Origin of the sequence: Ramlibacter sp. WS9 (assembly GCF_003797765.1) — a bacterium.
Lineage (GTDB): Bacteria > Pseudomonadota > Gammaproteobacteria > Burkholderiales > Burkholderiaceae_C > Ramlibacter.
The window spans coordinates 324967-347479 of sequence record NZ_RKMB01000004.1; the positions used below are offsets into that span (position 1 = coordinate 324967).

Annotated in this window: 20 protein-coding genes; 17 read left to right on the plus strand and 3 right to left on the minus strand. The window is 66.1% G+C overall.

The annotated features are described in order from the left end of the window. Positions 1 to 48: 48 nt before the first annotated feature. Genes EEB15_RS09625 through EEB15_RS09670 form a run of 10 tightly spaced genes read left to right on the plus strand, consistent with a single transcriptional unit; the run spans position 49 to position 12648 of the window. Positions 49 to 1506 carry an aldehyde dehydrogenase family protein gene (locus tag EEB15_RS09625; protein WP_141509612.1) on the plus strand — a complete coding sequence of 486 codons (1458 nt, stop codon included), beginning with the start codon at positions 49 to 51 and terminating at the stop codon, positions 1504 to 1506. Positions 1507 to 1556: 50 nt separating this feature from the next. Further along, complete coding sequence (locus EEB15_RS09630; protein ID WP_141509613.1) at positions 1557 to 2522, plus strand: ABC transporter substrate-binding protein; 966 nt, start codon at positions 1557 to 1559, stop codon at positions 2520 to 2522. A gap of 24 nt (positions 2523 to 2546) precedes the next feature. Beyond that, entirely contained in the window at positions 2547 to 3608 is a 1062-nt protein-coding gene (gene chvE / locus EEB15_RS09635; RefSeq protein ID WP_141509614.1) for a multiple monosaccharide ABC transporter substrate-binding protein, read from the plus strand. Between the two features lie 27 nt (positions 3609 to 3635). Further along, positions 3636 to 5141: a multiple monosaccharide ABC transporter ATP-binding protein gene (gene mmsA, locus EEB15_RS09640; RefSeq protein ID WP_141509693.1), complete on the plus strand. Its 1506-nt coding sequence runs from the start codon at positions 3636 to 3638 to the stop codon at positions 5139 to 5141. After that, a complete protein-coding gene (mmsB, locus tag EEB15_RS09645) occupies positions 5138 to 6400 on the plus strand; it encodes a multiple monosaccharide ABC transporter permease (protein ID WP_141509615.1) in 1263 nt (420 codons plus the stop codon). Before mmsA ends, mmsB begins: the two co-directional genes overlap by 4 nt. Continuing rightward, entirely contained in the window at positions 6397 to 7923 is a 1527-nt protein-coding gene (locus tag EEB15_RS09650) for a sugar ABC transporter ATP-binding protein (RefSeq protein ID WP_141509616.1), read from the plus strand. The genes mmsB and EEB15_RS09650 overlap by 4 nt, the downstream gene beginning before the upstream one ends. Next, a complete protein-coding gene (locus tag EEB15_RS09655) occupies positions 7916 to 8956 on the plus strand; it encodes an ABC transporter permease (protein WP_141509617.1) in 1041 nt (346 codons plus the stop codon). Before EEB15_RS09650 ends, EEB15_RS09655 begins: the two co-directional genes overlap by 8 nt. Continuing rightward, entirely contained in the window at positions 8953 to 9936 is a 984-nt protein-coding gene (yjfF, locus tag EEB15_RS09660) for a galactofuranose ABC transporter, permease protein YjfF (RefSeq protein ID WP_370283476.1), read from the plus strand. Before EEB15_RS09655 ends, yjfF begins: the two co-directional genes overlap by 4 nt. Positions 9937 to 9961: 25 nt before the next feature. Then, positions 9962 to 11701 carry an IlvD/Edd family dehydratase gene (locus EEB15_RS09665; RefSeq protein ID WP_141509618.1) on the plus strand — a complete coding sequence of 580 codons (1740 nt, stop codon included), beginning with the start codon at positions 9962 to 9964 and terminating at the stop codon, positions 11699 to 11701. Positions 11702 to 11721: 20 nt separating this feature from the next. Further along, positions 11722 to 12648, plus strand: coding sequence for a dihydrodipicolinate synthase family protein (locus EEB15_RS09670; protein WP_141509619.1), 927 nt, complete (start codon positions 11722 to 11724; stop codon positions 12646 to 12648). Positions 12649 to 12654: 6 nt separating this feature from the next. Here EEB15_RS09670 and EEB15_RS09675 read toward each other — a convergent pair whose 3' ends face one another. From EEB15_RS09675 to EEB15_RS09685, 3 genes are all read right to left on the minus strand, one after another. Next, positions 12655 to 12990 (minus strand): hypothetical protein, encoded by a 336-nt coding sequence (locus tag EEB15_RS09675; protein WP_141509620.1) that lies wholly within the window; start codon positions 12988 to 12990, stop codon positions 12655 to 12657. Between the two features lie 142 nt (positions 12991 to 13132). Continuing rightward, complete coding sequence (locus EEB15_RS09680; RefSeq protein ID WP_158290054.1) at positions 13133 to 14296, minus strand: ABC transporter substrate-binding protein; 1164 nt, start codon at positions 14294 to 14296, stop codon at positions 13133 to 13135. A gap of 20 nt (positions 14297 to 14316) precedes the next feature. Continuing rightward, positions 14317 to 16020: a carboxylesterase/lipase family protein gene (locus tag EEB15_RS09685; protein ID WP_199236495.1), complete on the minus strand. Its 1704-nt coding sequence runs from the start codon at positions 16018 to 16020 to the stop codon at positions 14317 to 14319. 169 nt (positions 16021 to 16189) lie between these two features. Between EEB15_RS09685 and EEB15_RS09690 the strand changes: the two genes are divergently transcribed. The 7 genes from EEB15_RS09690 to EEB15_RS09720 are packed head-to-tail and all read left to right on the plus strand — an operon-like array spanning position 16190 to position 22503. Further along, positions 16190 to 17215, plus strand: coding sequence for an AraC family transcriptional regulator (locus EEB15_RS09690; protein ID WP_233259424.1), 1026 nt, complete (start codon positions 16190 to 16192; stop codon positions 17213 to 17215). Next, the gene (locus EEB15_RS09695; protein ID WP_233259425.1) at positions 17215 to 18225 is read left to right on the plus strand and encodes an AraC family transcriptional regulator; all 1011 of its coding nucleotides are present in this window, start codon (positions 17215 to 17217) and stop codon (positions 18223 to 18225) included. Before EEB15_RS09690 ends, EEB15_RS09695 begins: the two co-directional genes overlap by 1 nt. Positions 18226 to 18277: 52 nt before the next feature. Next, entirely contained in the window at positions 18278 to 19006 is a 729-nt protein-coding gene (locus tag EEB15_RS09700) for a Crp/Fnr family transcriptional regulator (RefSeq protein ID WP_233259426.1), read from the plus strand. Beyond that, positions 19003 to 19923, plus strand: a complete 921-nt coding sequence (ttcA, locus tag EEB15_RS09705; protein ID WP_141509622.1) for a tRNA 2-thiocytidine(32) synthetase TtcA — start codon at positions 19003 to 19005, stop codon at positions 19921 to 19923. Before EEB15_RS09700 ends, ttcA begins: the two co-directional genes overlap by 4 nt. A 29-nt stretch (positions 19924 to 19952) precedes the next feature. Then, on the plus strand, positions 19953 to 20555 hold the full coding sequence (locus EEB15_RS09710; protein WP_233259427.1) for a DUF4136 domain-containing protein: 603 nt from the start codon (positions 19953 to 19955) through the stop codon (positions 20553 to 20555). A 57-nt stretch (positions 20556 to 20612) separates the two neighbouring features. Continuing rightward, a complete protein-coding gene (locus EEB15_RS09715; protein WP_141509623.1) occupies positions 20613 to 21257 on the plus strand; it encodes a histidine phosphatase family protein in 645 nt (214 codons plus the stop codon). Next, positions 21226 to 22503 (plus strand): DSD1 family PLP-dependent enzyme, encoded by a 1278-nt coding sequence (locus EEB15_RS09720; RefSeq protein WP_141509624.1) that lies wholly within the window; start codon positions 21226 to 21228, stop codon positions 22501 to 22503. The genes EEB15_RS09715 and EEB15_RS09720 overlap by 32 nt, the downstream gene beginning before the upstream one ends. Positions 22504 to 22513: the final 10 nt, after the last annotated feature.

The following is a 22513-nucleotide window of genomic DNA, read 5'->3' on the forward strand; positions in this document are numbered from 1 at the left end:
TGCGATTCCATTCCTGAAACTAGACTCCCGGCCCATGACTACGAAGGTATGGATTTGAAAGTCCACGAGCTGAAGCAGAACGCCCGGCAGTACATCAATGGCCGGTGGGAGACCAGCGGCACCACGGGCATCAGCCAGAACCCGTCGGACACGCGCGAAGCGGTGGCCGAGTACGCGCGGGCCGACCGCAGCCAGGCCGAGCTGGCCATCCGTGCTGCCGCCGAAGCCCTGCCCCAGTGGAGCCATAGCGGCCCGCAGCGCCGCGCCGATGCGCTCGACCAGATCGGCAGCGAGCTGCTGGCGCGCAGAGACGAACTGGGCAACCTGCTGGCGCGCGAAGAAGGCAAGACACTGCCCGAGGCCATCGGCGAAGTGGCACGCGCCGGCAACATCTTCAAGTTCTTCGCGGGCGAGGCCCTGCGCATCGCCGGCGAAACCATGGCCTCTGTGCGCCCGGGCATCCAGGTCGACGTGACGCGCGAGCCCATCGGCGTGGTCGGGTTGATCGCGCCCTGGAACTTTCCCTTCGCGATCCCCGCCTGGAAGATCGCGCCGGCGCTTGCCTACGGCAACACCGTCGTGTTCAAGCCGGCCGAGTCGGTGCCGATCTGCGGCTGGGCGCTGGCCGAGATCATCAGCCGGTCGACGCTGCCGGCGGGCGTGTTCAACCTGGTGATGGGCAGCGGCCGCGAAGTGGGCCAGGCTTTCGTCGACAGCCCGCTGGTCGACGCGCTGAGCTTCACCGGCTCCGTCGCCACGGGCGAGCGAATCCTGCAGACCGCGTCGGCACGGCGCGCCAAGGTGCAGCTCGAGATGGGCGGCAAGAATCCGCTGGTGGTGTTGGCCGATGCCGACCTGGATCAGGCCGTCGAGTGCGCGGTGCAAGGGGCGTACTACTCCACGGGCCAACGTTGCACGGCATCGAGCCGGCTGATCGTGGAAGCCTCGATCCATGACGCATTTGTCGCGCGCCTGCGCAACCGACTGGTTGCGCTCAAGGTCGGCCACGCATTGGATCGCGACACTCAGATGGGCCCTGTCGCCGATCGCGCGCAGCTCGAACAGAACCAGTCCTACCTGGAGATCGCGCGCAACGAGGGCGCCGAGCATGTGTGGGGTGGCGAGCTGCTGGAGCGGCCGACGCCCGGCCATTACATGAGCCCGGCGCTGTTCCTGGCGAAGCCCGAACACCGCATCGCAAGAGAAGAAGTCTTCGGGCCGGTGGCCTGTGTGCTGCGCGCCGACGATTACGAGCATGCGCTGGCGCTGGCCAACGACACCGAGTTCGGCCTGTGCGCGGGCATCTGCACCACGTCGCTCAAGCAAGCCACGCATTTCAAGCGCCACGCGCAGGCCGGCATGGTGATGGTCAACCTGCCCACGGCGGGCGTGGACTACCACGTGCCCTTCGGCGGCCGCAAAGGGTCGAGCCACGGCCCGCGCGAGCAGGGCCGCTACGCCGCCGAGTTCTACACCACGGTCAAGACCGGCTACACGCTGGCCTGACGGGCGTTCCCCAGAGTTTTTTTCAGTCAACCGCAACAGGAGACAAGCAAATGAAGATGAACCGCAGAACCCTGGCAGCCGCACTGGCCGCCGTCTCGATGGCTGCCATGCTGCCCGGCACCGCACTGGCGCAGAAGAAGATCGTGGTGGGCTTCAGCCAGGTGGGCGCCGAAAGCGAATGGCGCACCGCCAACACCGAATCGATCAAGAGCGCCGCCAAGGACGCCGGCATCGAGTTGAAGTTCAGCGACGCGCAACAGAAGCAGGAAAACCAGATCAAGGCGATCCGCTCGTTCATCGCCCAGAAGGTCGACGTGATCGCGTTCTCGCCGGTCGTGGAGTCGGGCTGGGAAACTGTGCTGAAAGAGGCCAAGGCCGCCAAGATTCCCGTCGTGCTGACGGACCGCGCCGTGAACACCAAGGACACCTCACTGTACGTGTCGTTCATGGGCTCGGACTTCACCGAGGAAGGCCGCAAGGCCGGCCGCTGGCTGGTGGACAAGATGAAGGACACCAAGGGCGAAGTCAACATCGTGGAGCTGCAGGGCACGGTGGGCTCCGCTCCGGCGATCGACCGCAAGAAGGGCTTCGAAGAAGTCATCAAGGCCGACCCGAAGTTCAAGATCATCCGCTCGCAGACCGGTGACTTCACCCGCGCCAAGGGCAAGGAAGTGATGGAAGCCTTCCTGAAGGCCGAAGGCAAGAAGATCAACGTGCTGTACGCGCACAACGACGATATGGCCATCGGCGCGATCCAGGCGATCGAGGAAGCCGGCATGAAGCCCGCCAAGGACATCACCATCATCTCGATCGACGCCGTCAAGGGCGCGTTCGAAGCCATGATCGCCGGCAAGCTGAACGTCTCGGTGGAGTGCAGCCCGCTGCTGGGCCCGCAGCTGATGACGGCCGTGAAGGACATCGTCGCCGGCAAGCCGGTGCAAAAGCGCATCGTGACGGAAGAAGGCATCTTCCCGATGGAAGTCGCCGCCAAAGAGTTCCCGAAACGCAAGTACTGATCCCCCGAATCAAAGAGACATCACATGAAGCGCACATTTCTCAAGGCCGCATTGGCCGTTTGCATCGCCTCGCTGTTCGGCGCGGCGCAAGCCCAGGACAAGGGCACCATCGGCATCTCGATGCCCACCAAGTCGTCGGCCCGCTGGATCGCCGACGGCGACAACATGGTCAAGGTGCTCAAGGAGCGCGGCTACAAGACCGACCTGCAGTACGCCGAGGACGACATCCCGAACCAGCTGGCGCAGATCGAGAACATGATCACCAAGGGCGCGAAGGTGCTGGTGATCGCGTCCATCGACGGCACCACGCTGTCCAAGGCGCTGCAGAACGCGGCCGACAAGGGCATCAAGGTCATCGCGTACGACCGGCTGATCAAGGGATCGAAGAACGTGGACTACTACGCCACCTTCGACAACTTCCAGGTCGGCGTGCTGCAGGCTGGCTCCATCGTCGACAAGCTCGGGCTGAAGCAGGGCAAGGGCCCGTTCAACATCGAACTGTTCGGCGGCTCGCCCGACGACAACAACGCCTTCTTCTTCTACGACGGTGCGATGTCGGTGCTCAAGCCCTACATCGACAGCGGCAAGCTCGTGGTGCGCAGCAAGCAGATGGGCATGGAAAAGGTCGGCACGCTGCGCTGGGACGGCGCGGTGGCGCAGGCCCGCATGGACAACCTGCTGTCGGCCTTCTACGGCAAGGAGAAGGTGCACGCCGTGCTGTCGCCGTACGACGGCCTGTCGATCGGCATCCTCTCCTCCTTGAAGGGCGTGGGCTACTGCACGGCGCAGCAGCCCTGCCCCGTGGTGAGCGGCCAGGACGCCGAGATCCCGTCGGTCAAGTCCATCCTGCGCGGCGAGCAGTTCTCCACCGTGTTCAAGGACACGCGCGAGCTGGCCAAGGTCACGGCCAACATGGTGGACGCGACGCTGTCGGGCAAGCAGCCCGAGATCAACGACACCAAGACCTACAACAACGGCGTGAAGGTCGTGCCTTCGTACCTGCTGAAGCCCGTGGCGGTGGACTCGTCGAACTGGAACAAGGTGCTGGTCGGCAGCGGCTACTACAAGGAATCGCAGGTCAAGTAAGAGCAGCCGGTGGAAACCCTCCTGGAGATGCGCGGCATCCGGAAAACCTTTCCGGGTGTCGTCGCGCTGGACAACGTCAACCTGCATGTGCGCGCCGGCGAGATCCACGCCATCGTCGGCGAGAACGGCGCGGGCAAGTCGACGCTGATGAAGGTGCTGTCCGGCGTCTACCCGCATGGCTCGTACGACGGCGCCATCGTCTACCAAGGCGAGGAGCGCCGCCTTTCGGGCATCCACGACAGCGAGCAGTTGGGCATCATCATCATCCACCAGGAGCTGGCGCTGGTGCCCCTGCTGTCCATCGCCGAGAACATCTTCCTGGGCAACGAAACCGCACAATTCGGCGTCATCGACTGGATGGCCGCGCACAAGCAGACGCGCGAACTGCTGCAGAAGGTCGGCCTGAAGGAATCCCCGACGACCCGCATCACCGACCTGGGCGTGGGCAAGCAGCAACTCGTGGAGATCGCCAAGGCGCTGTCCAAGCGCGTGCAGCTGCTGATCCTGGACGAGCCCACCGCGAGCCTGAACGAGAACGACAGCCAGGCACTGCTGGACCTGCTGATCGAGCTGCGCGAACATGGCATCACCTGCATCCTGATTTCGCACAAGCTCAACGAGATTTCGCGGGTGGCCGATTCCATCACCATCCTGCGCGACGGCTCCACCGTCGAAACGCTGGACTGCAGAACGAAAGCGGTGAGCGAAGACCGCGTGATCCGTGGAATGGTCGGGCGAGAGATGGCCGACCGCTATCCGAAGCGCGAGCCGAACATCGGCGATACGGCGTTCGAGATACGCGGATGGAGCGCGTATCACCCGCTGCACAGCGACCGGCCTTTCATCCGCAAGGTGAACCTGGCGGTGCGGCGCGGCGAGATCGTCGGCATCGCCGGCCTGATGGGCGCGGGCCGCACCGAACTGGCGATGAGCGTGTTCGGGCATTCGTGGGGCCGGCGCATCAGTGGCCAAGTGCTGCTGAACGGCCGCGAGATCGACGTCAGCACGGTAGAAAAGGCCGTCAGCCACGGGCTGGCTTACGTCACCGAAGACCGCAAGGGCAACGGCCTGGTGCTGAACGAGGACATCCAGTTCAACATGTCGCTGGCGAACCTGCGCGCGGTGTCGAGCGCGGCCGTCATCGACAACGGCCGCGAATATGCGGTGGCGCAGGGCTACCGCGAGAAGCTGCGCATCCGCTGCTCCGGCATCGCCCAGAAGACGGTGAACCTGTCGGGCGGCAACCAGCAGAAGGTGGTGATCGGCAAGTGGCTGTTCACCAACCCGGAAGTGCTCATCCTCGACGAGCCGACGCGCGGCATCGACGTCGGTGCCAAGTACGAGATCTACACCTTGATCGCCCAGCTGGCGGCCGAGGGGAAGTGCGTGATCGTGATCTCTTCGGAGATGCCGGAGTTGCTGGGCATCACGGACCGCATCTACGTCATGAACGAAGGCGCGTTCGTCGCCGAGATGCCCACCGCGGAGGCTTCCCAGGAGAAGATCATGCGCGCCATCATGAAGGTAATATGACCCACCCCCGAAGCGCCTTCGGCGCCTCCCCCTCAAGGGGGCACCACCAGCGGCCCGGCGAAGCCGGTTCCGCGGTGGTTCCCGAACTGAACCCCGCAGGGCGGTCCGCACTGGACTTCCTGAAGCACAACTTCCGCGAGTACGGCATGCTGCTCTCGCTGGTGGCGATCATGATCTTCTTCCAGGTCATGACCGACGGCACGCTGATGCAGCCGCTCAACGTCACCAACCTCGTGCTGCAGAACAGCTACATCGTCATCATGGCGCTGGGCATGCTGCTGGTGATCGTGGCGGGCCACATCGACCTGTCGGTCGGCTCGGTGTGCGGATTCATCGGCGCGCTGGCGGCGGTGCTGATGGTGCAATACGACTGGCACTTCGTGCCGGCAACGCTGGCCTGCCTGGCGTGCGGAGGCTTGATCGGCGGTGCGCAGGGCTGGTTCGTCGCCTACTTCCGCATCCCGTCGTTCATCGTCACGCTGGCGGGCATGTTGGTGTTCAAAGGCCTGGCACTGGCGCTGCTGCACGGGCAATCGGTGGGGCCGTTCCCCGAATCGTTCCAGATGCTCAGCTCCGGTTTCATCCCGGATTTCTCGGGCGCTGATGGACTGCGGATGGCCTCGCTGCTGCTTGGTGTGGGCATCGCGGTGGCACTGGCGGTGGCTGGGCTGCGTGCGCGCGCGAACCAGCACAAGCACGGCATGGAGGTCGAGCCGACAGCGCTCTTCGTCGCCAAGACCGCCGTGTTCGGCGGCATGCTCATCTACTTCAGCTATCTGATGGCGTCGTACAAGGGCCTGCCCAATGTGCTCGTCGTGATGGCCCTGCTGATCCTCGCGTTCGATTTCATCACCACGCGCACCACCATCGGCCGCCGCATCTACGCGCTGGGTGGCAACGAGAAGGCAGCACGCCTCTCCGGCATCAAGACCGAGCGCCTGACTTTCTATGCCTTCGTCAACATGGGTGTGCTGGCCGCGCTGGCGGGCCTGGTGTTCGCGGCGCGCCTGAACACGGCCACGCCGAAAGCCGGACTGGGCTTCGAGCTGGACGTGATCGCGGCGTGCTTCATCGGCGGGGCCTCGGCTTCCGGCGGCGTCGGCAGGGTGATGGGCGCCGTCATCGGCGCCTTCATCATGGGCGTGATGAACAACGGCATGTCGATCCTGGGTGTGGGCATCGACTACCAGCAGGTCATCAAGGGCCTCGTCTTGCTGGCGGCCGTGCTGGTCGACGTGTACAACAAGAACAAGGCATGACAGCGGAAGGCGCCACCTCGGTGCTCGAACTTTCGGGCATTGGCAAGCAGTTTGCGGGCACGCAGGTGCTGCGCGACGTCAAGCTGCGCCTCTACCCGGGTGAGGTTCATGCCCTCATGGGGCAGAACGGCGCCGGCAAGTCGACACTGATCAAGGTGCTGACGGGCGTGATCGAACCGGACAGTGGCCAGATGCTGCTGGGCGGCCTGCCCGTCTGGCCGAAGTCACCGCTGGCGGCCCAGAAGCTCGGCATCAGCACCGTGTACCAGGAAGTCAACCTGTGCCCCAACCTCTCGGTGGCGGAGAACATCTTCGCGGGCCGCTACCCGCGCTGCGGCTGGACGCAAGGCCTTCGCATCGACTGGGCCGCGGTGCATCGCGGCGCGCGCGAAGTGCTGGCTCGCGTGGGCCTGGACATCGACGTCGAGCGACTGCTGTCCAGCTATCCGGTCGCGGTGCAGCAACTGGTGGCAATCGCGCGGGCGATCAGCATCGAATCGAAGGTGCTGATCCTCGACGAGCCGACCTCCAGCCTGGACGACGACGAGGTGCAGAAGCTGTTCGAGGTGCTGCGGCGCCTGCGCAGTGAGGGGCTGGCGGTCGTCTTCGTCACCCATTTCCTGAACCAGGTCTATGCGGTATCCGACCGCATCACCGTGCTGCGCAACGGCGCCTGGGTGGGCGAATGGCGTGCCGCGGACCTCGGCCCGCAGGCGCTCATCGCCGCGATGCTGGGCCGGGAGTTGGCGGCGCAGTCCGCCGCACCGGCTGCCGCGCCGTCATTCGATCAAAGCGTACCGGCCCTGCTGGAAGCGCAGGGCCTCGGCCAGACGGGCCAGCTGCAACCACTGGACTTGCGGGTGCGCGCGGGCGAAGTCCTCGGCCTCGCGGGCCTGCTCGGGTCCGGCCGGACGGAACTGGCGCGCCTGCTGTTCGGCCTGGAAGCACCAGATCGCGGCGCGTTGAAGATCGACGGCGCGACCGTGACTTTCAAGAGCCCCGCCGATGCGATCGCGCAGGGCCTGGCGCTGTGCCCCGAAGAGCGCAAGACCGACGGCATCGTCGCCGAGCTATCTGTGCGCGAGAACATCGCCCTTGCCCTGCAGGCCCGCATGGGCGTGCGCAAGTTCCTTTCGCACGCCGAGCAAAGCGCGCTGGCCGAGCGCTTTGTCGCCGACCTGGGCATCAAGACCGCAAGCGTGGAGACGCCGATCGGTTTGCTCTCAGGCGGCAACCAGCAGAAGGCCATGATCGCGCGCTGGCTGGCGACGCAGCCGCGCCTCCTGATCCTCGACGAGCCCACCCGTGGCATCGACGTCGCCGCCAAACAGGAAATCATGGAGCAGATCCTGCGGCTTGCGCATGCGGGCATGGCCGTGATCTTCATCTCGTCAGAGATGAGTGAAGTGGTGCGCGTGGCACATCGCATCGTCGTGCTGCGCGACCGGCGCAAGGTCGGCGAGCTGCCGGCCGGCACCAGCGAAGACGCCGTCTACGAACTCATTGCAGCCGAACATGCCTGAAAAGCTCACCCCCGAATGGCTCCGGCACCGGCTGGTGTGGCCGCTAGTGACGCTCTTCCTGCTGCTGGCAGTCAACACTGCCTTTAACCCCAGTTTCCTGACGATCCAATGGCGAGACGGCCATCTCTATGGAAGCCTCATCGACATTCTGAACCGCGCTGCGCCGCTGGTGCTGGTGTCGCTCGGCATGACGCTGGTGATCGCCACGCGCGGCATTGACATCTCCGTCGGGGCCACGGTGGCCATCGCGGCCGCAGTTGCTGCCTGGATGATCGGCGGCTCCGTGGCCGGCAACGTCAGCCGCTTTCCGATGCCGGTCGCGATTCTGGGCGCACTGGGCATCGCATTGGTGTGCGGCCTGTGGAACGGCGTGCTGGTCGCCAAGGTCGGCATGCAGCCGATCATCGCGACGCTGATCCTCATGGTGGCGGGCCGCGGCATCGCGCAACTGATCACCGGCGGGCAGATCATCACCATCTACTACGCGCCCTTCTTCTTCCTCGGGGGCGGCTACCTGTTGGGCCTGCCGTTCTCGCTGTTCATCGTGGGCGCTGTGTTCGCCGTGTTGTACCTCGCGATGACGCGCACAGCGCTGGGCCTCTTCATCCAGGCCGTGGGCATCAACCCGACCGCCGCGCGCGTCGCCGGTGTCAAGGCGCGCAGCCTCATCGTCGGTGCCTACGCGTTCTGCGGCGTGTGCGCCGGCATTGCCGGACTCCTGATCTGCTCCAACGTCAAGAGCGCCGACGGCAACAACGCGGGCCAGCTGTTGGAGCTCGACGCGATCCTGGCGGTGACGCTGGGCGGGACTGCCCTCACCGGCGGCCGCTTCAGCCTCGTCGGCAGCGTGATCGGCGCACTGATCATCCAGACGCTGACGTACGCCATCTACTCGCTCGGCGTACCGCCCGAGATCAACCTCGTCGTCAAGGCCGTCGTCGTGTTCCTCGTGATGCTCCTTCAATCGCCGGAATTCCGGGCCGCCGTGGGCAAGGCCGTGCGCCGCCCCGCCTTGCAGGGAGGCCCATCTTGAACGCGGTCATCGCCCGGCGCTTCAACGTCAAATACCTGCCGCTCGCCGCGACGGTTTCGCTCTTCGTCGCCATGGCGACGCTGGGCTCGGTGGCCTACACCGGGTTCTTCTCGGGCCAGGTGTTCCTCAACCTGCTGATCGACAACGCGTTCCTGATCGTCGTCGCCGTGGGCATGACGTTCGTCATTCTCTCCGGCGGCATCGACTTGTCCGTCGGTTCGGTGGTGGCGCTGACCACGATGGTGTCGGCGTCCCTCGTGGAGCACCACGGCTGGAGCATCGCCACCGTGATTCCGCTGGTGCTGCTGATGGGCACGGCCTTCGGCGCCTTCATGGGCTTCCTCATCGAGCGTTTCCGCTTGCAGCCTTTCATCGTGACGCTGGCCGGCATGTTCCTCGCACGCGGCCTGTGCTACCTGATCAGCATCGACTCGATCAGCATCGCCAACGATACTTACGCGCAGGTCTCGCAGATGCGCATCCCGCTGTGGGCCGATGCGTCCATCTCGGTCAGCGCCGCGATTGCCATGGCGGTATTGCTGGCGGCCATCTTCATCGCCCACTGCACTTCCTTCGGCCGCGCGGTGTACGCCATCGGCGGCAGCGAACAATCCGCCCTGCTGATGGGGCTGCCGGTGCGGGGCACGCTGATCGGCGTCTACACGCTCTCGGGTTTCTGCTCGGCCCTCGCCGGTGTCATCTTCACTTTCTACATGCTCTCGGGCTACGGCCTGCACGCGGTGGGCCTGGAACTCGACGCCATCGCCGCCGTGGTGATCGGCGGCACGCTGCTCACCGGCGGCGTCGGCTACGTCGCTGGCACGCTGTTCGGCGTGCTGATGCTGGGGATCATCCAGACGCTGATCGCCTTCGACGGCACGCTGAGTTCCTGGTGGACACGCATCGTGGTGGGCCTGCTGCTGCTCGCGTTCTGCCTGCTGCAGCGCCTGCTGACCCGGCGCACGCCCAGGGCCGCCTGACACCTTCAACACACAAGCATTACCGATGACAGACAACACCAAGAGAAAGCTGCGCTCCACCGAGTGGTTCGGCACCGCCGACAAGAACGGCTTCATGTACCGAAGCTGGATGAAGAATCAGGGCATCCCTGACCATGAATTCGACGGCCGGCCCATCGTCGGCATCTGCAACACCTGGTCGGAGCTGACGCCCTGCAACGCGCACTTCCGCAAGATCGCCGAGCATGTGAAGCGCGGCATCTCCGAAGCCGGAGGCTTCCCGGTGGAGTTCCCCGTGTTCTCCAACGGCGAATCGAACCTGCGCCCCACCGCCATGCTCACTCGCAACCTCGCCAGCATGGACGTGGAGGAGGCAATCCGCGGCAACCCCATCGACGCCGTCGTCCTGCTGGTGGGCTGCGACAAGACCACGCCCGCTTTGATGATGGGCGCGGCCAGTTGCGACATCCCGGCCATCGTGGTGTCGGGCGGCCCGATGCTCAACGGCAAGCTGGACGGCCGCGACATCGGCTCGGGCACGGCCGTGTGGCAACTGCATGAATCGCTCAAGGCCGGCGAGATCAATCTGCACCAGTTCCTCTCGGCCGAAGGCGGCATGTCGCGCTCGGCCGGCACCTGCAACACCATGGGCACGGCCTCGACCATGGCTTGCATGGCCGAAGCGCTGGGCACTTCGCTGCCGCACAACGCTGCCATCCCGGCCGTGGACGCGCGCCGCTACGTGCTCGCGCAGATGTCGGGCGCGCGCGCCGTGGCGATGGCGCGCGAGGGCCTGACGCTGTCGAAGATCCTGACGCGTGAAGCTTTCGAAAACGCGATCCGCGTCAACGCCGCCATCGGCGGCTCCACCAATGCCGTGATCCACCTCAAGGCCATCGCCGGGCGCATCGGCGTGCCGCTGGAACTGGAAGACTGGACGCGCATCGGCCGCAACGTGCCGACCATCGTGGACCTGATGCCCTCAGGCCGCTTCCTGATGGAAGAGTTCTATTACGCCGGCGGCTTGCCGGCCGTGATTCGCCGGCTGGGTGAGAACGGCCTGCTGCCGCACCCGGATGCGCTCACCGTCAACGGCCAGTCAATCTGGGACAACGTGCGCGAAGCGCCGAGCTACAACGACGAGGTGATCCGCCCGCTGGACAAGCCGCTGATCGCCGACGGCGGCATGTGCGTGCTGCGCGGCAACCTCGCGCCGCGCGGGGCGGTGCTCAAGCCTTCGGCCGCGTCGCCGGAACTGTTGAAGCACCGCGGCCGCGCCGTGGTGTTCGAGAACCTGGAACACTACAAGGAGCGGATCGTCGACGAGAACCTCGACATCGACGCCAGCTGCGTGATGGTATTGAAGAACTGCGGCCCGCGAGGCTATCCCGGCATGGCGGAGGTCGGCAACATGGGCCTGCCGCCCAAGCTGCTGCGCCAGGGCGTCAAGGACATGGTGCGTATTTCGGACGCTCGCATGAGCGGCACGGCGTACGGCACCGTGGTGCTACACGTCGCACCGGAGGCCGCCGCGGGTGGGCCGCTGGCCGCGGTGCAAGATGGCGACTGGATCGAGCTGGACTGCGACGCAGGTCGCCTGCACCTGGACATCAGCGAAGCGGCGTTGGCCGACCGGCTGGCCGCGCTGCAAAGCGCTCCCGAACCCGCGCGAAACGGCGGCTACCAGCGCCTCTACATCGACCACGTGTTGCAAGCCGACGAAGGTTGCGACTTTGACTTCCTGGTCGGCTGCCGCGGCTCCGAAGTGCCGCGCCACTCCCATTGACTCTTCCAGAATCCATCACCATGCCCATGCAACGCGAGCCGCGCTACCGCGGCATCTTCCCCGTCGTTCCCACCACGTTCACTGAAACCGGCGAGCTCGACCTCGCCAGCCAGAAGCGTTGCGTCGATTTCATGATAGCCGCCGGCTCCGACGGCCTGGCCATCCTGGCCAATTTCTCCGAGCAGTTCCTGCTGTCGGACGAGGAGCGCGAAGTCCTCACCCGGGAGATCCTCGAACACGTTGCGGGACGCGTGCCGGTGATCGTCACCACCACACACTTCAGCACGAAGATCTGCGCCGAGCGCAGCCGCCGCGCGCAGGACATGGGCGCGGCCATGCTGATGGTGATGCCGCCCTATCACGGTGCCACGTTCCGCGTGGGCGAGGCGCAGATTCACGAGTTCTACGCGCGACTCTCCGACGCGGTGAACATCCCCATCATGATCCAGGACGCGCCGGCGGCCGGCACGCCGCTGTCGGCGCCTTTCCTCGCGCGCATGGCGCGCGAGATCGAGCACGTGGCGTACTTCAAGATCGAGACCGCCGGCGCCGCCGCCAAGCTGCGCGAACTGATTCGCCTGGGCGGCGACGCCATCGAAGGCCCGTGGGATGGCGAGGAGGCGATCACGCTGTTCCCCGACCTCGAGGCAGGCGCGACCGGCTCCATGACGGGCGGTGGCTTTCCCGATGGCATCCGCCCGATCATCGAAGCGCACCGCACCGGCGACCGCGACAAGGCATTTGCGCTGTACCAGCAGTGGCTGCCTCTCATCAACTACGAGAACCGGCAATGCGGGCTGCTCGCCGCCAAGAGCCTGATGAAGGAAGGCGGTGTGATCGCATGCGAGGCGCCACGCCATCCGCTGCCCGCGATGCATCCGGAGATACGAAGCGGCTTGATCGAGACCGCGCGCCGGCTCGACCCCCTGGTGTTGCGCTGGGCGTAGGCGGGCTCAGCCCCCTGGCCGCGCAAACAGCGCGGGGACGCGGCGCGGCGGCATCTCCGGCCGCGCCGGCGCTTCACCGCGATGCACGGTCTCGATCAACCCCAACGCCAGCAATGTGCGCAAAGAGTCTTCCAGCGAGCGCGGCGGCATGCATTGCTGCAGCTGTTCGAACCAGATGCCCGAGCCGCACAGCACCAGCACGTCGTGCAGGTAGCGAGAGAACGAGCCCACGGTCTGCCCTTCGGTCTCGACGACGTCCACGCAGGCGCGGCCCGTCGCGGTCAGGCGATAGCAACGCGCGTCCAGGCTTACCGGGGTATTTGTACGGATGGTCGAAGCCATGCTTGTCTCCTTTGGCAACACCCGGTTCAATGGTGAAGCTGGAGGCATGGAACTGCTCTTGCCCCAGGTCAAGAAATTCGCGCCGGATCCGCCCCCGGGCTTGACCACGGTCAAGATTTTCCAAAGATGCCGGCCACCGGTCTTACTTCGTGAACTTCTCGCCGGGGCCGATGATGGTCAACTCCACGAACTTCGAGCCCTGGTGCGAGTCCTTCGAGAACCCGACCTCGAAGCCGCCCAGGTTGAGCTGCTTCATGCCCTCCAGGGCGTTGATGAATTTCGCGCGGGTCAGGTCGCGGCCGGCGCGCCGCAGCCCTTCCGTCATGGCCTTGGCGTTGAGGTAGGACTCGAAGCCCATGAACGACAGGTTCTCGTAGCCCGCCTTCTGCATCGCCGCGCGGTACTCGCGAGCCGCCGGGTTCGCGCTCCACGGGAACGGAACGACCGATGTCACGACGACACCGACGCCATCCGGCCCCAGCGCGCGCAGCGTGGACTGCGTGCCCATCACCGAAAGCGCATAGAACTGCGTGCCCTTGCGCACCGCGTTGTACTTCTTGATGAAGTCGACGGTCGCCTTGCCGGTGGTGATCATGACGATGACTTCGGGCCGCGTGTCGTGCAGGGCCGTCACGGCCTTGCCCACGTCCGATGCATCCTGCTGCACGGCCGCGCTGGAGTAAATCTTCAGCGAGCGCTTCTGCATGGCCTTTTCCATGCCGGCCAGCCCGTCCTTGCCGAAGCCGTTGTCCAGGTAGACCACCGAGATGCGCTTGATGCCCACGGTGGACAAGTGCTGGACGATCTTCTCGGCCTCGTCGCCATAGCTCGCGCGGATGTGGAACACGCTCGGCATCAAGGGGTGGCGCAGGCTGTCGGCGCCGGTGATCGGGCCGAAGAGCGGCATCCTTTCCTTCTCGAGCATGGGAAGCACGGCCGCCACGTTGCCGGTGCCTGTCATGTTGAGGATGGCGAACGCCTGGTCCTCCTCGATCAACTGGCGCGCGGCCTTCACGCTGTTGGCCGGCACGTAGCCGTCGTCCAGGGTAGCGAGCCGGACTTTGCGGCCATGAACGCCGCCCTTTTCGTTCGCCGACGCGAACCAGGCCGCGGCGCCGTTCACGATGTCGGGGGTGATGCCCGCCAGCGGTCCGGTCAGGGCGATGATCTGCCCCACCACGATTTCCTTGTCGCTCACACCGGCTTCGGCGGCCCGCGCAAGGCCCGGCGCGAGGCAGGCCGCGAAGCCCGCCAGACAAAGCATCCGGCGCACCCGATCGTCCGCTTTACGTTGCAGCTCGGCCATGTTCTGTCTCCTCAACACGCTTATTGGGTCGTGATCGCCGCTGCCGTGGGTGTGGCGTCGAAAATCAGTTTCGACGGCCAGGGCTGCCATGTGGTGCCGAGGGTGGCGTTGTTTGGGTCGCCGTTGCGGGCGAACGCGCCGATGCTCGCCATCATGGCCGCGGAGAGCGCCAGCCGGCCCGGCTTGTTGGCTGTGCTCGCAATGGCGTTGGAGAACAGCGAAGGGCCGAAGTTGCCGAAGAGGAACGGCAGGTCGAACGCATGCGCCGAGCCATAGATGGTGTTCCACGGCGCGGGCTCCTGCGCCCACTTGAACTGGTAATACCAGACGTTGGACTGCTGCGTCTTCAGCGCATTGAGCGCGCTGTCGCGGCTGGGCACCATGAAGATGTTGCCCAGCAGCGTGGTCTTGGCCGTCCAGCCGGTCGTGGGCGCATTCGACGGCGTGTAGGCGGGATCGAGAATGTCGTTCTCGGTGATCGTGGCCGGCGCGTCCGGGTTGAAGTTCTGCATCATCGTGAAGCGCGCGGCATCGGTGATCTTGAAACCGGGCGGGCCGCCGAGCAACGTGAGGAACGGCGCGAACAGCTTGCCCTCCTCGACCGTGTTGCCCGCGAGCACCGGCACCTTGTTGTAGTGGCCGGCTGCGATCGCGGAGATTGGATCGACCGGGATCACGGTCCCGTCGGGGATAGGCCCCGAACCGGACAGCCCGCCGGTGAGCAGCGTGGTGAGGATCGTGCCGCCGGACTTCGAACGCATGTAGTCGGCGATCTGCGCAGAGGTTTGCGTCGCGGCATAAGCCTGGGCCGTCGCCGTGTCAGTCGCTTTGCCGTCGGCGATCAACAGCTTCGCGAGCAAGTTGTTGCCCTGCGTCGCGTAAGTGGTCGCCGGATTGAGCGTCGGGATGTTGCCGGGCGGCAGGTTCGACGCGAGCGAGATGCCGCCGGACAGCGGCACGGCGCGGTGGAACAGGCCACTCGCGAGCGGCGACGTCATCAGCGCCCAGACGTTGATGGCGCCGGCGGACTGGCCCATCAGCGTCACGTTGCCGGCATTGCCGCCGAAAGCCGCGGCGTTGTTCTTGACGAACTTCAGCGCGGCGATGAGATCCAGCAGCGCGAAATTGCCCGAATCCTCGCTCGCATTGGTGCCGCTCTTGAGCTGCGCGAGATTGAAGAAGCCGAGCGGCCCGACGCGATAGTTGGCGGTGACCACGACCGCGTTGGCGGCTTTCGCCAGCGCGGCGCCGTCGTACATGGGGTCTGCCGTGTAGCCCGAAATATTGCTGCCGCCGTAGGCGAAGAAGATCACGGGCAGGCCCGACGAGTCGTCGGCCGGCCGCCACACGTTGAGGGTGAGGCAATCCTCGCTGCCCACGGGCGTGTTCAGCGTGGTCGCGATGGTGCCGTCGTAGGTATTGTTGGAACCCGGGCCGTAGATGCGCCCGTTCTGCAGACAGGCATTTCCGAATTTCGTCGCGTCGCGCGACGTGCTCCAGGCTTGCGGCTCGGCGGGCGCCTTCCAGCGCAGGCTGCCCACCGGCGGCTGGGCAAAGGGGATGCCCTTCCATGCGTAGGTCGAGGAAGGCGCCAGGGCGGCGCCCTGCACTTGGCCGTAGGTGGTGTTGCGCACCAAGGGGTCGTCCGACGACCCGCCGCATGCGAACAAAAGTGCGGCCATCGATGCTCCCAGCACCGGCATCAGCCTGGTGGTGAACTTCATGTCTGTCTCCTCTTTGGGGGTAAGTCTCAACTTGTGCGCCGGCGCCAAATCCCATGAAATCCGTGGGACACGCCGATTGCCGGAACACGAGAAAAGTGTAGGGAGACCCCACGCAACCGGCGCTATCGCAACGCAGCCAATCTAGTGACTTCAGGACGCCAACCGGACCATGCAACGCACCAGCTCATGCACCTGGACCAAGGGCATCCTTGAAATGTTCGCCTCGCAGGGCGTCGATGTGCCACGCCTGGTCAAGACCGCCGGCCTGGACCCGGCGCGGCTGGAAAACCCGGCCGAGCGGTTCGGCGCCGACGAGGTGAGCCGCCTGTGGGACCTGGCCGTCGCCTGGTCTGGCAACACCGTGCTTGGCATGGACCGGGAGCTGACGTCGAAGTACGTGAACTTCGACGTGGTCGGCTACGCCATGCTCTCCAGCCCCGATCTGCGGGCCGGGCTGCTCAGCATGGCACGCTACATGGCCATCATCTCGGACGCCGCCACCTTCGAACTGTTGCCCGAAGGCGCGAACGGCTGGCTGGTGCTCGGTGGCTCGGGCTACGCGCTGCCCGTGCCCCGCCAGCGCTACGCGTACGGCATGCTCTCGATCCTCACGCTGTGCCAGTGGCTGACACGGCGCGACGTCCAGCCGCTGGCGGTGGAATTCAAGTTCCCGCAACCGCCGGAGATCGATCACTACCGCAGGGCCTTCGCCTGCCCCATCCGCTTCGAGCAGCCCGAGAATCGCATGCTGCTGGCGGGCGGCGATCTCAACGCGTCCATCCCATCGCGCAACCCCTCGATGCTCGCCATGCACGAGCACGTGCTCCAGGAACGCCTCACGGCGCTGGGCAACGCACGCACCAGCTACCGCGTGAGCGAGGAGATCATCCGGCGGCTGCATCGCGGCGAGCCGCGCCGCGAAGAGATCGCCGCCAGCCTCGCGCTGGCGGACCGCACGCTGCAGCGGCGGCTGCACGCCGAGGAAACCTCGTTCCAGCAGCTCCTGGACGACGCGCGCCGCGAGCTGGCGCGCAAGTACCTGTCCGAAGAGCGCTATCCCCTCAACCAGGTCGCCGACATGCTGGGCTTCGTCGACCAGAGCAACTTCTTTCGCGCCTGCAAGCGCTGGTTCGGCGAGCCGCCCGGCCAGTACCGCCGCCGGCTCGCCGGGCCGCAGGAAGCGGCGAGCAGCTGATGGAGCGCACCAGTTCCAGCACCTGGGTTCGCGGCCTGTGCGAGATGTTCGCCTCGCAGGGGATCGATACGCCTTCACTGCTGCAAGGCAGCGGGATTGACGCCGCGCGGCTGGACGACCCGCGCGGGCGCTTCAGCCCCGATGAAGTCTCGCTGCTGTGGGAGCTTGCCGTCCGGCAATCCGGCGATCCCGTGCTCGGCGTGGACCGCGCATTGGCGGCGCTGCACATCAACTTCGATGTGGTGGGTTACGCCACGCTCTCCAGCGCCGACCTGCGTTCGGCGTTGCACGAGCTGGCCCGCTACCTCGCCCTGATCTCCAGCGCCACCAGCTTCGAGCTGCAGCCGCAGGGCGTGGATTGCTGGATCGTCATGGGGCACATGGGCTGCACCCGGCCCGTGCCGCCGCAGCGCTCGGCCTATTCGCTGCTCGCGCTGCTGACGCTGTGCCAGTGGGTGACGCGCCGCGAACTGCGGCCGCTGGCCGCGCGCTTCAGCTTTGCGCCTCCCGGCGATGCACGGGTTTTCGAGCGCGCGTTCGGCTGCCCGGTGCTGTTCACGCAGCCCGACAACCAGCTGCTGCTGGCGGGGGCCGACCTGGCCATGGCCCTGCCTTCGCGCAACCCCGCACTGCTCGCATTGCACGAACAGGCGATGGACGAGCGCATGGCAACGCTCGGCAACGCAACGATGGCGCTGCGGGTGAGCGAAGAGATCATCCGCCGCCTGCACCGCGGCGAGCCGCGCCGGCAGGACGTCGCGGCAGCGCTGGCGCTGGCCGACCGCACGCTGCAACGGCGCCTGCGCGCCGAGGGCACGTCGTTCCAGCAACTGCTGGACAAGGCCCGCCGCGAGCTCGCGCAAAAGTACCTCTCCGATTCCCGCCATGCGCTGGGCGAGGTCGCGCACCTGCTCGGCTTTGCGGACCAGAGCAACTTCTTCCGTGCGTGCCGGCGCTGGTTCGGCACGGCGCCGGGCCGCTATCGCGAACAGGGCACGCAAGGACAATGAAGTGGCGCGCCAGGCACTTGATGGCGCGCGGGCGGCCGCGAACAATCGGCGCATGACAACCGCTCTTCGCTCGATGGACCGCTTCCAGGTCGCGCGCTTCCTGCGCATGCAGCCCTGGTTCACGCTGCTGGCGCCGGCGATGCAGGACGAGTTGCTGCGCTGTGCCTGCGCGGTGCATGCGCGCAAGGGCGAGGTCCTGCTGCAAGCCGGTGAAGCGGCGCGCGGCTGGTACGCGGTGCTCTGGGGCTTCGTCAAGCTGCAGAGCCCTTCGCACGACGAGCAGGCCTCGGCCTTCCTCGCATTGACCGGCGGCGAGTGGTTCGGCGAAGGCTCCGCCATGAAGGACGAACCCCGGCGGTACGAAGTGGTGGCGCTGCGCGACTCGGAGCTGCTGTGCCTGCCGGGGCCGCAATTCCGCGCGTTGCTGGCCACCAGCCTGCCGTTCAACCATGCGGTGATGCGGCACATGAACCTGCGGCTCGGGCAGGCGATGGCCATCATCGAGGCCAACCGCACGGGTTCGCTCGAAGAGCGCCTGGCGCTGTACCTCAGCCGCCTGTTCTGGCACGGCCTGCGCAAGCTCAATCTCAGCCAGGAGGAACTCGGCTGCCTGGCCGGCATGTCGCGCCAGGCAGCCAACCGTGGGCTGGCGGGACTGGCGCGGCGCGGCCTGGTGGAACTCCGGTTCGGCCGCGTGGTGCAGGTCGACCAGGACGCGCTGGGGCAATTCCTGGGTGCCGCCGCGCCCGCAGCGGAGCCGATGCGACAATATGGCCCATGAGTGCCGTCTGGACCAACAGCGAAGTCGTCCCCATCGACCGTGAACAGAAGATCGAGCGTGAGACGCACAAGCTCGAGAAGCGGCTGTGCCGGCTCATGGGCCAGGCCATCACCGACTACAACATGATCGGCGAAGGCGACAAGGTCATGGTGTGCCTGTCGGGCGGCAAGGACAGCTACGCCATGCTCGACATCCTGTTGAAGATGAAGCAGCGCGCGCCGGTGGACTTCGAGCTGATCGCCGTCAACCTGGACCAGAAGCAGCCCGGCTTTCCGGCGCACGTGCTGCCCGAATACCTGAAAGGCATCGGCGTGCCCTTCCACATCGAGAACCAGGACACCTACTCGATCGTCAAGGACAAGATCCCCGAGGGCAAGACGATGTGCAGCCTGTGCTCGCGCCTGCGCCGGGGCATCCTGTACCGCGTGGCCGACGAGCTGGGCGCCACCAAGATCGCGCTGGGCCATCACCGCGACGACATCCTGCAGACCTTCTTCCTCAACATGTTCTTCGGCGGCAAGCTCAAAGGCATGCCCCCCAAGCTGGTGAGCGACGACGGCCGCCACATCGTGATTCGCCCCCTTGCTTATGTTGCCGAGAAGGACCTGATCCGCTGGGCCGAACACCGCCAGTTCCCCATCATCCCTTGCACGCTGTGCGGCAGCCAGGAGAACCTGCAGCGCAAACAGGTGGCCGCCATGCTGCGCGAGTGGGAACATAAGCACCCGGGCCGCGTCGATAACATGTTCACCGCGTTACAAAACGTTGTCCCTTCGCACCTGGCCGACGGAACACATTACGACTTCAAGGGTCTTACAGCCAATGGCGTGGCCCGTGACGACGGCGACAAGGCTTTCGATCCTGTCGAACTGCCGAGCGGGTTGTCGGCCCCCGGCCTTCAGGTGATCAGGATCTGAGGCGCATGCGCCTCTCGGGAGGTGTGTCCATGAAGCGTTTGGCGTATCGGCTGCTGTTCCTGCCTTTTGCGGCCGCGCTCTTGGTGTTGTCGGGCTGCGCTACAAGCTACATCCTCGATAACAGCGTTCAGTCCTTCTCCAACCTGCCCGCCCTACCGGCCCAGCCGACCTACCGTTTCGAACGATTGCCTTCGCAGCAGGCGCCCGACCAGGCCCAGCTGGAGGCGATGGCGGACGCAGCCTTGCACAAAGCGGGCTTGAGGCGTGACGACGCGACCCCGCGGTACAGCGTGCAGGTTGGCGCGCGGCTCCAAGCCGTGTTGTCCCCCTGGGCCGATCCGTGGGACGGCTGGGGCGGCTTCGGCTTTCGGCGGCGCGGCTTCGGGTTTGGCATCGGCTCACGGCTCGGCACCATGGAATCGCCCTGGTATCACCGCGAAGTAAGCGTTATCGTTCGAGATCTGTCGTCAAACAGGGTGGTTTATGAAACCAGGGCCAGCAATGACGGGCCGTGGTCGAGTAGCGCTTCGGTATTCCCCGCGATGTTCGAAGCCGCCATGCAGGGCTTCCCCACCCCGCCGGCCGGTCCGCGCTCGGTCCATATCCAAGTGGTACCTCCCGCGAACTCATAACACTTGGGTACGCCTTGCGGGTGGCGCTACGCCCACCTTGCCGCCTAGAATGAGGCGATGGAAGCCACCCGCATCATTGCCGTGCGCCATGGCGAAACGGCCTGGAACGTCGACGCCCGCATCCAGGGGCAACTCGACATCGGCCTGAACGATACAGGGCGCTGGCAGGCGCGCCGCGTCGGCGAGGCGCTTGCGAGCGAGCCCATCACCGCCGTGTACTCGAGCGACCTCGGCCGCGCGCACGAAACCGCCCAGGCGGTGGCGGAAGTGGCCGGCATTCCGGTGGTCGCCGACGAGGGCCTGCGCGAACGCAGCTTCGGCATCTTCGAAGGCAAGACCTTCGACGAGATCCACGAAACCTGGCCCGACCACGCGCACAACTGGCGCAAGCGCATCCCCGAGTGGCAGCCGCCCGAAGGCGGGGAATCGCTGCTGGAATTGCGCGAACGCGTCACGCGGACGATGCATGAACTGGCGGCCCGCCACCCCGGCGAACAGATCGTGGTGGTCGCCCATGGCGGCGTGCTGGACACGCTGTACCGCGTCGCGACCGGGCAGGAAGTCAATTCCCCCCGCACCTGGGAACTCCCCAACGGCGCCATCAACCGGCTGCTCTGGACACCCGAGGGCTTCACTCTGGTAGGCTGGTCAGATACTCAGCATCTGGACCATGAAGCCGCCGACGAAAACACCAGTTTCTAGCCTGCCCTCCACGCTGGGGGCCAAAGCCGCCGCATTGCCACCCGAAGTGGCGCTCGCCCCCGCAAGCAGCCCGGTGGCGCGCTACCTTGCCTCCCTGGTGGGCCAGAGCGTCAACGCCATCGACACGCCCTCCCTGGTCGTCGACCTGGACGCGATGCGGCGCAACCTCATGCGCATGGGCGATTTCGCGCGCAAGCACAACGTCCGCTGGCGGCCCCACGCCAAGATGCACAAGAGCGTGTGGATTGCCGACATGGAGATCCGCGCGGGCGCAGTGGGCGTTTGCGTTCAGAAGACCGCGGAGGCCGAAGCGATGGCGGCCGGCGGCATCAGGAACATCTACATCAGCAACGAAGTGGTCGCCGGCACCAAGCTGGTCCGCGTCGCCATGCTCGCGCACCAGCTCGCGGCCGAAGGCGGCCAGCTCGCGATCGCGGTGGACAGCGTGGAAGGCATCAACCGCCTGGCGGTCACGATGGCCGACGTCCGCGCGCAGTTCGCCACGCGCGCGGTGGTCGACGTGTTCGTCGAAATCGACGTCGGACAAGGCCGCTGCGGCGTGCCGCCCGGGCAGCAGGCCGTGGTCCTGGCGCAAGAGATCCGCAAGCACGCGCCGCTGCGCTTCGCCGGCCTGCAGGCCTACCACGGCAAAGCGCAGCACGTGCGCAGCGCACAGCAGCGCCGCGACATGATCGCCATCGTCGCCGACGACGTGAAGTACACGCGCAAGCTGATCGAGGCCGAAGGCATCGCGCCGGGCCTGGTCACCGGCGCGGGTACCGGCACCATGGTATGCGAGGCGGCGAGCGGCATCTTCGACGAGCTGCAGGCCGGCTCGTTCCTCTTCATGGACGCGGACTACGCGCAGAACGAGCGCGACCCGGCCCAGCCGGTCTTCGACCACGCCCTCTTCGTGAAGACGCAGGTGATCAGCTCGCGCGAAGACCACGCCGTATGCGACGCCGGCCACAAGAGCCACGCGGTCGACTCCGGCCTGCCCACGGTCCACGTTTTCGACAAGGACAGCGAGCTGGTCTACGCCAACGGCGGCGACGAGCACGGCATCCTCCGCCCCGCGGGCGGCGGTACCCGGGTTCCGACCATCGGGAAGATGCTGTGGCTGATTCCGGGCCATTGCGATCCCACCGTCAACCTGCACGACTACATGATCGGCGTCAGCGGCGGCCTGCGCAACGGCGTGGTGGAACGGATCATCAGGGTTGACGCCAGAGGCGCGCTGACCTGATCGCGGGACA

Bases quoted from the DNA above. Each gene is read 5' to 3' on its own strand.
- EEB15_RS09665 (WP_141509618.1), top strand. From the start codon at position 9,962: ATGACAGACAACACCAAGAGAAAGCTGCGCTCCACCGAGTGGTTCGGC.
- EEB15_RS09715 (WP_141509623.1), top strand. From the start codon at position 20,613: ATGGAAGCCACCCGCATCATTGCCGTGCGCCATGGCGAAACGGCCTGG.
- EEB15_RS09625 (WP_141509612.1), top strand. From the start codon at position 49: ATGGATTTGAAAGTCCACGAGCTGAAGCAGAACGCCCGGCAGTACATC.
- EEB15_RS09720 (WP_141509624.1), top strand. From the start codon at position 21,226: ATGAAGCCGCCGACGAAAACACCAGTTTCTAGCCTGCCCTCCACGCTG.
- ttcA (WP_141509622.1), top strand. From the start codon at position 19,003: ATGAGTGCCGTCTGGACCAACAGCGAAGTCGTCCCCATCGACCGTGAA.
- EEB15_RS09700 (WP_233259426.1), top strand. From the start codon at position 18,278: ATGACAACCGCTCTTCGCTCGATGGACCGCTTCCAGGTCGCGCGCTTC.
- EEB15_RS09675 (WP_141509620.1), bottom strand. From the start codon at position 12,990: ATGGCTTCGACCATCCGTACAAATACCCCGGTAAGCCTGGACGCGCGT.
- EEB15_RS09680 (WP_158290054.1), bottom strand. From the start codon at position 14,296: ATGGCCGAGCTGCAACGTAAAGCGGACGATCGGGTGCGCCGGATGCTT.
- EEB15_RS09710 (WP_233259427.1), top strand. From the start codon at position 19,953: ATGAAGCGTTTGGCGTATCGGCTGCTGTTCCTGCCTTTTGCGGCCGCG.
- mmsB (WP_141509615.1), top strand. From the start codon at position 5,138: ATGACCCACCCCCGAAGCGCCTTCGGCGCCTCCCCCTCAAGGGGGCAC.
- EEB15_RS09630 (WP_141509613.1), top strand. From the start codon at position 1,557: ATGAAGATGAACCGCAGAACCCTGGCAGCCGCACTGGCCGCCGTCTCG.
- EEB15_RS09670 (WP_141509619.1), top strand. From the start codon at position 11,722: ATGCCCATGCAACGCGAGCCGCGCTACCGCGGCATCTTCCCCGTCGTT.
- EEB15_RS09685 (WP_199236495.1), bottom strand. From the start codon at position 16,020: ATGAAGTTCACCACCAGGCTGATGCCGGTGCTGGGAGCATCGATGGCC.
- EEB15_RS09655 (WP_141509617.1), top strand. From the start codon at position 7,916: ATGCCTGAAAAGCTCACCCCCGAATGGCTCCGGCACCGGCTGGTGTGG.
- EEB15_RS09650 (WP_141509616.1), top strand. From the start codon at position 6,397: ATGACAGCGGAAGGCGCCACCTCGGTGCTCGAACTTTCGGGCATTGGC.
- chvE (WP_141509614.1), top strand. From the start codon at position 2,547: ATGAAGCGCACATTTCTCAAGGCCGCATTGGCCGTTTGCATCGCCTCG.
- EEB15_RS09695 (WP_233259425.1), top strand. From the start codon at position 17,215: ATGGAGCGCACCAGTTCCAGCACCTGGGTTCGCGGCCTGTGCGAGATG.
- mmsA (WP_141509693.1), top strand. From the start codon at position 3,636: ATGCGCGGCATCCGGAAAACCTTTCCGGGTGTCGTCGCGCTGGACAAC.
- EEB15_RS09690 (WP_233259424.1), top strand. From the start codon at position 16,190: ATGCAACGCACCAGCTCATGCACCTGGACCAAGGGCATCCTTGAAATG.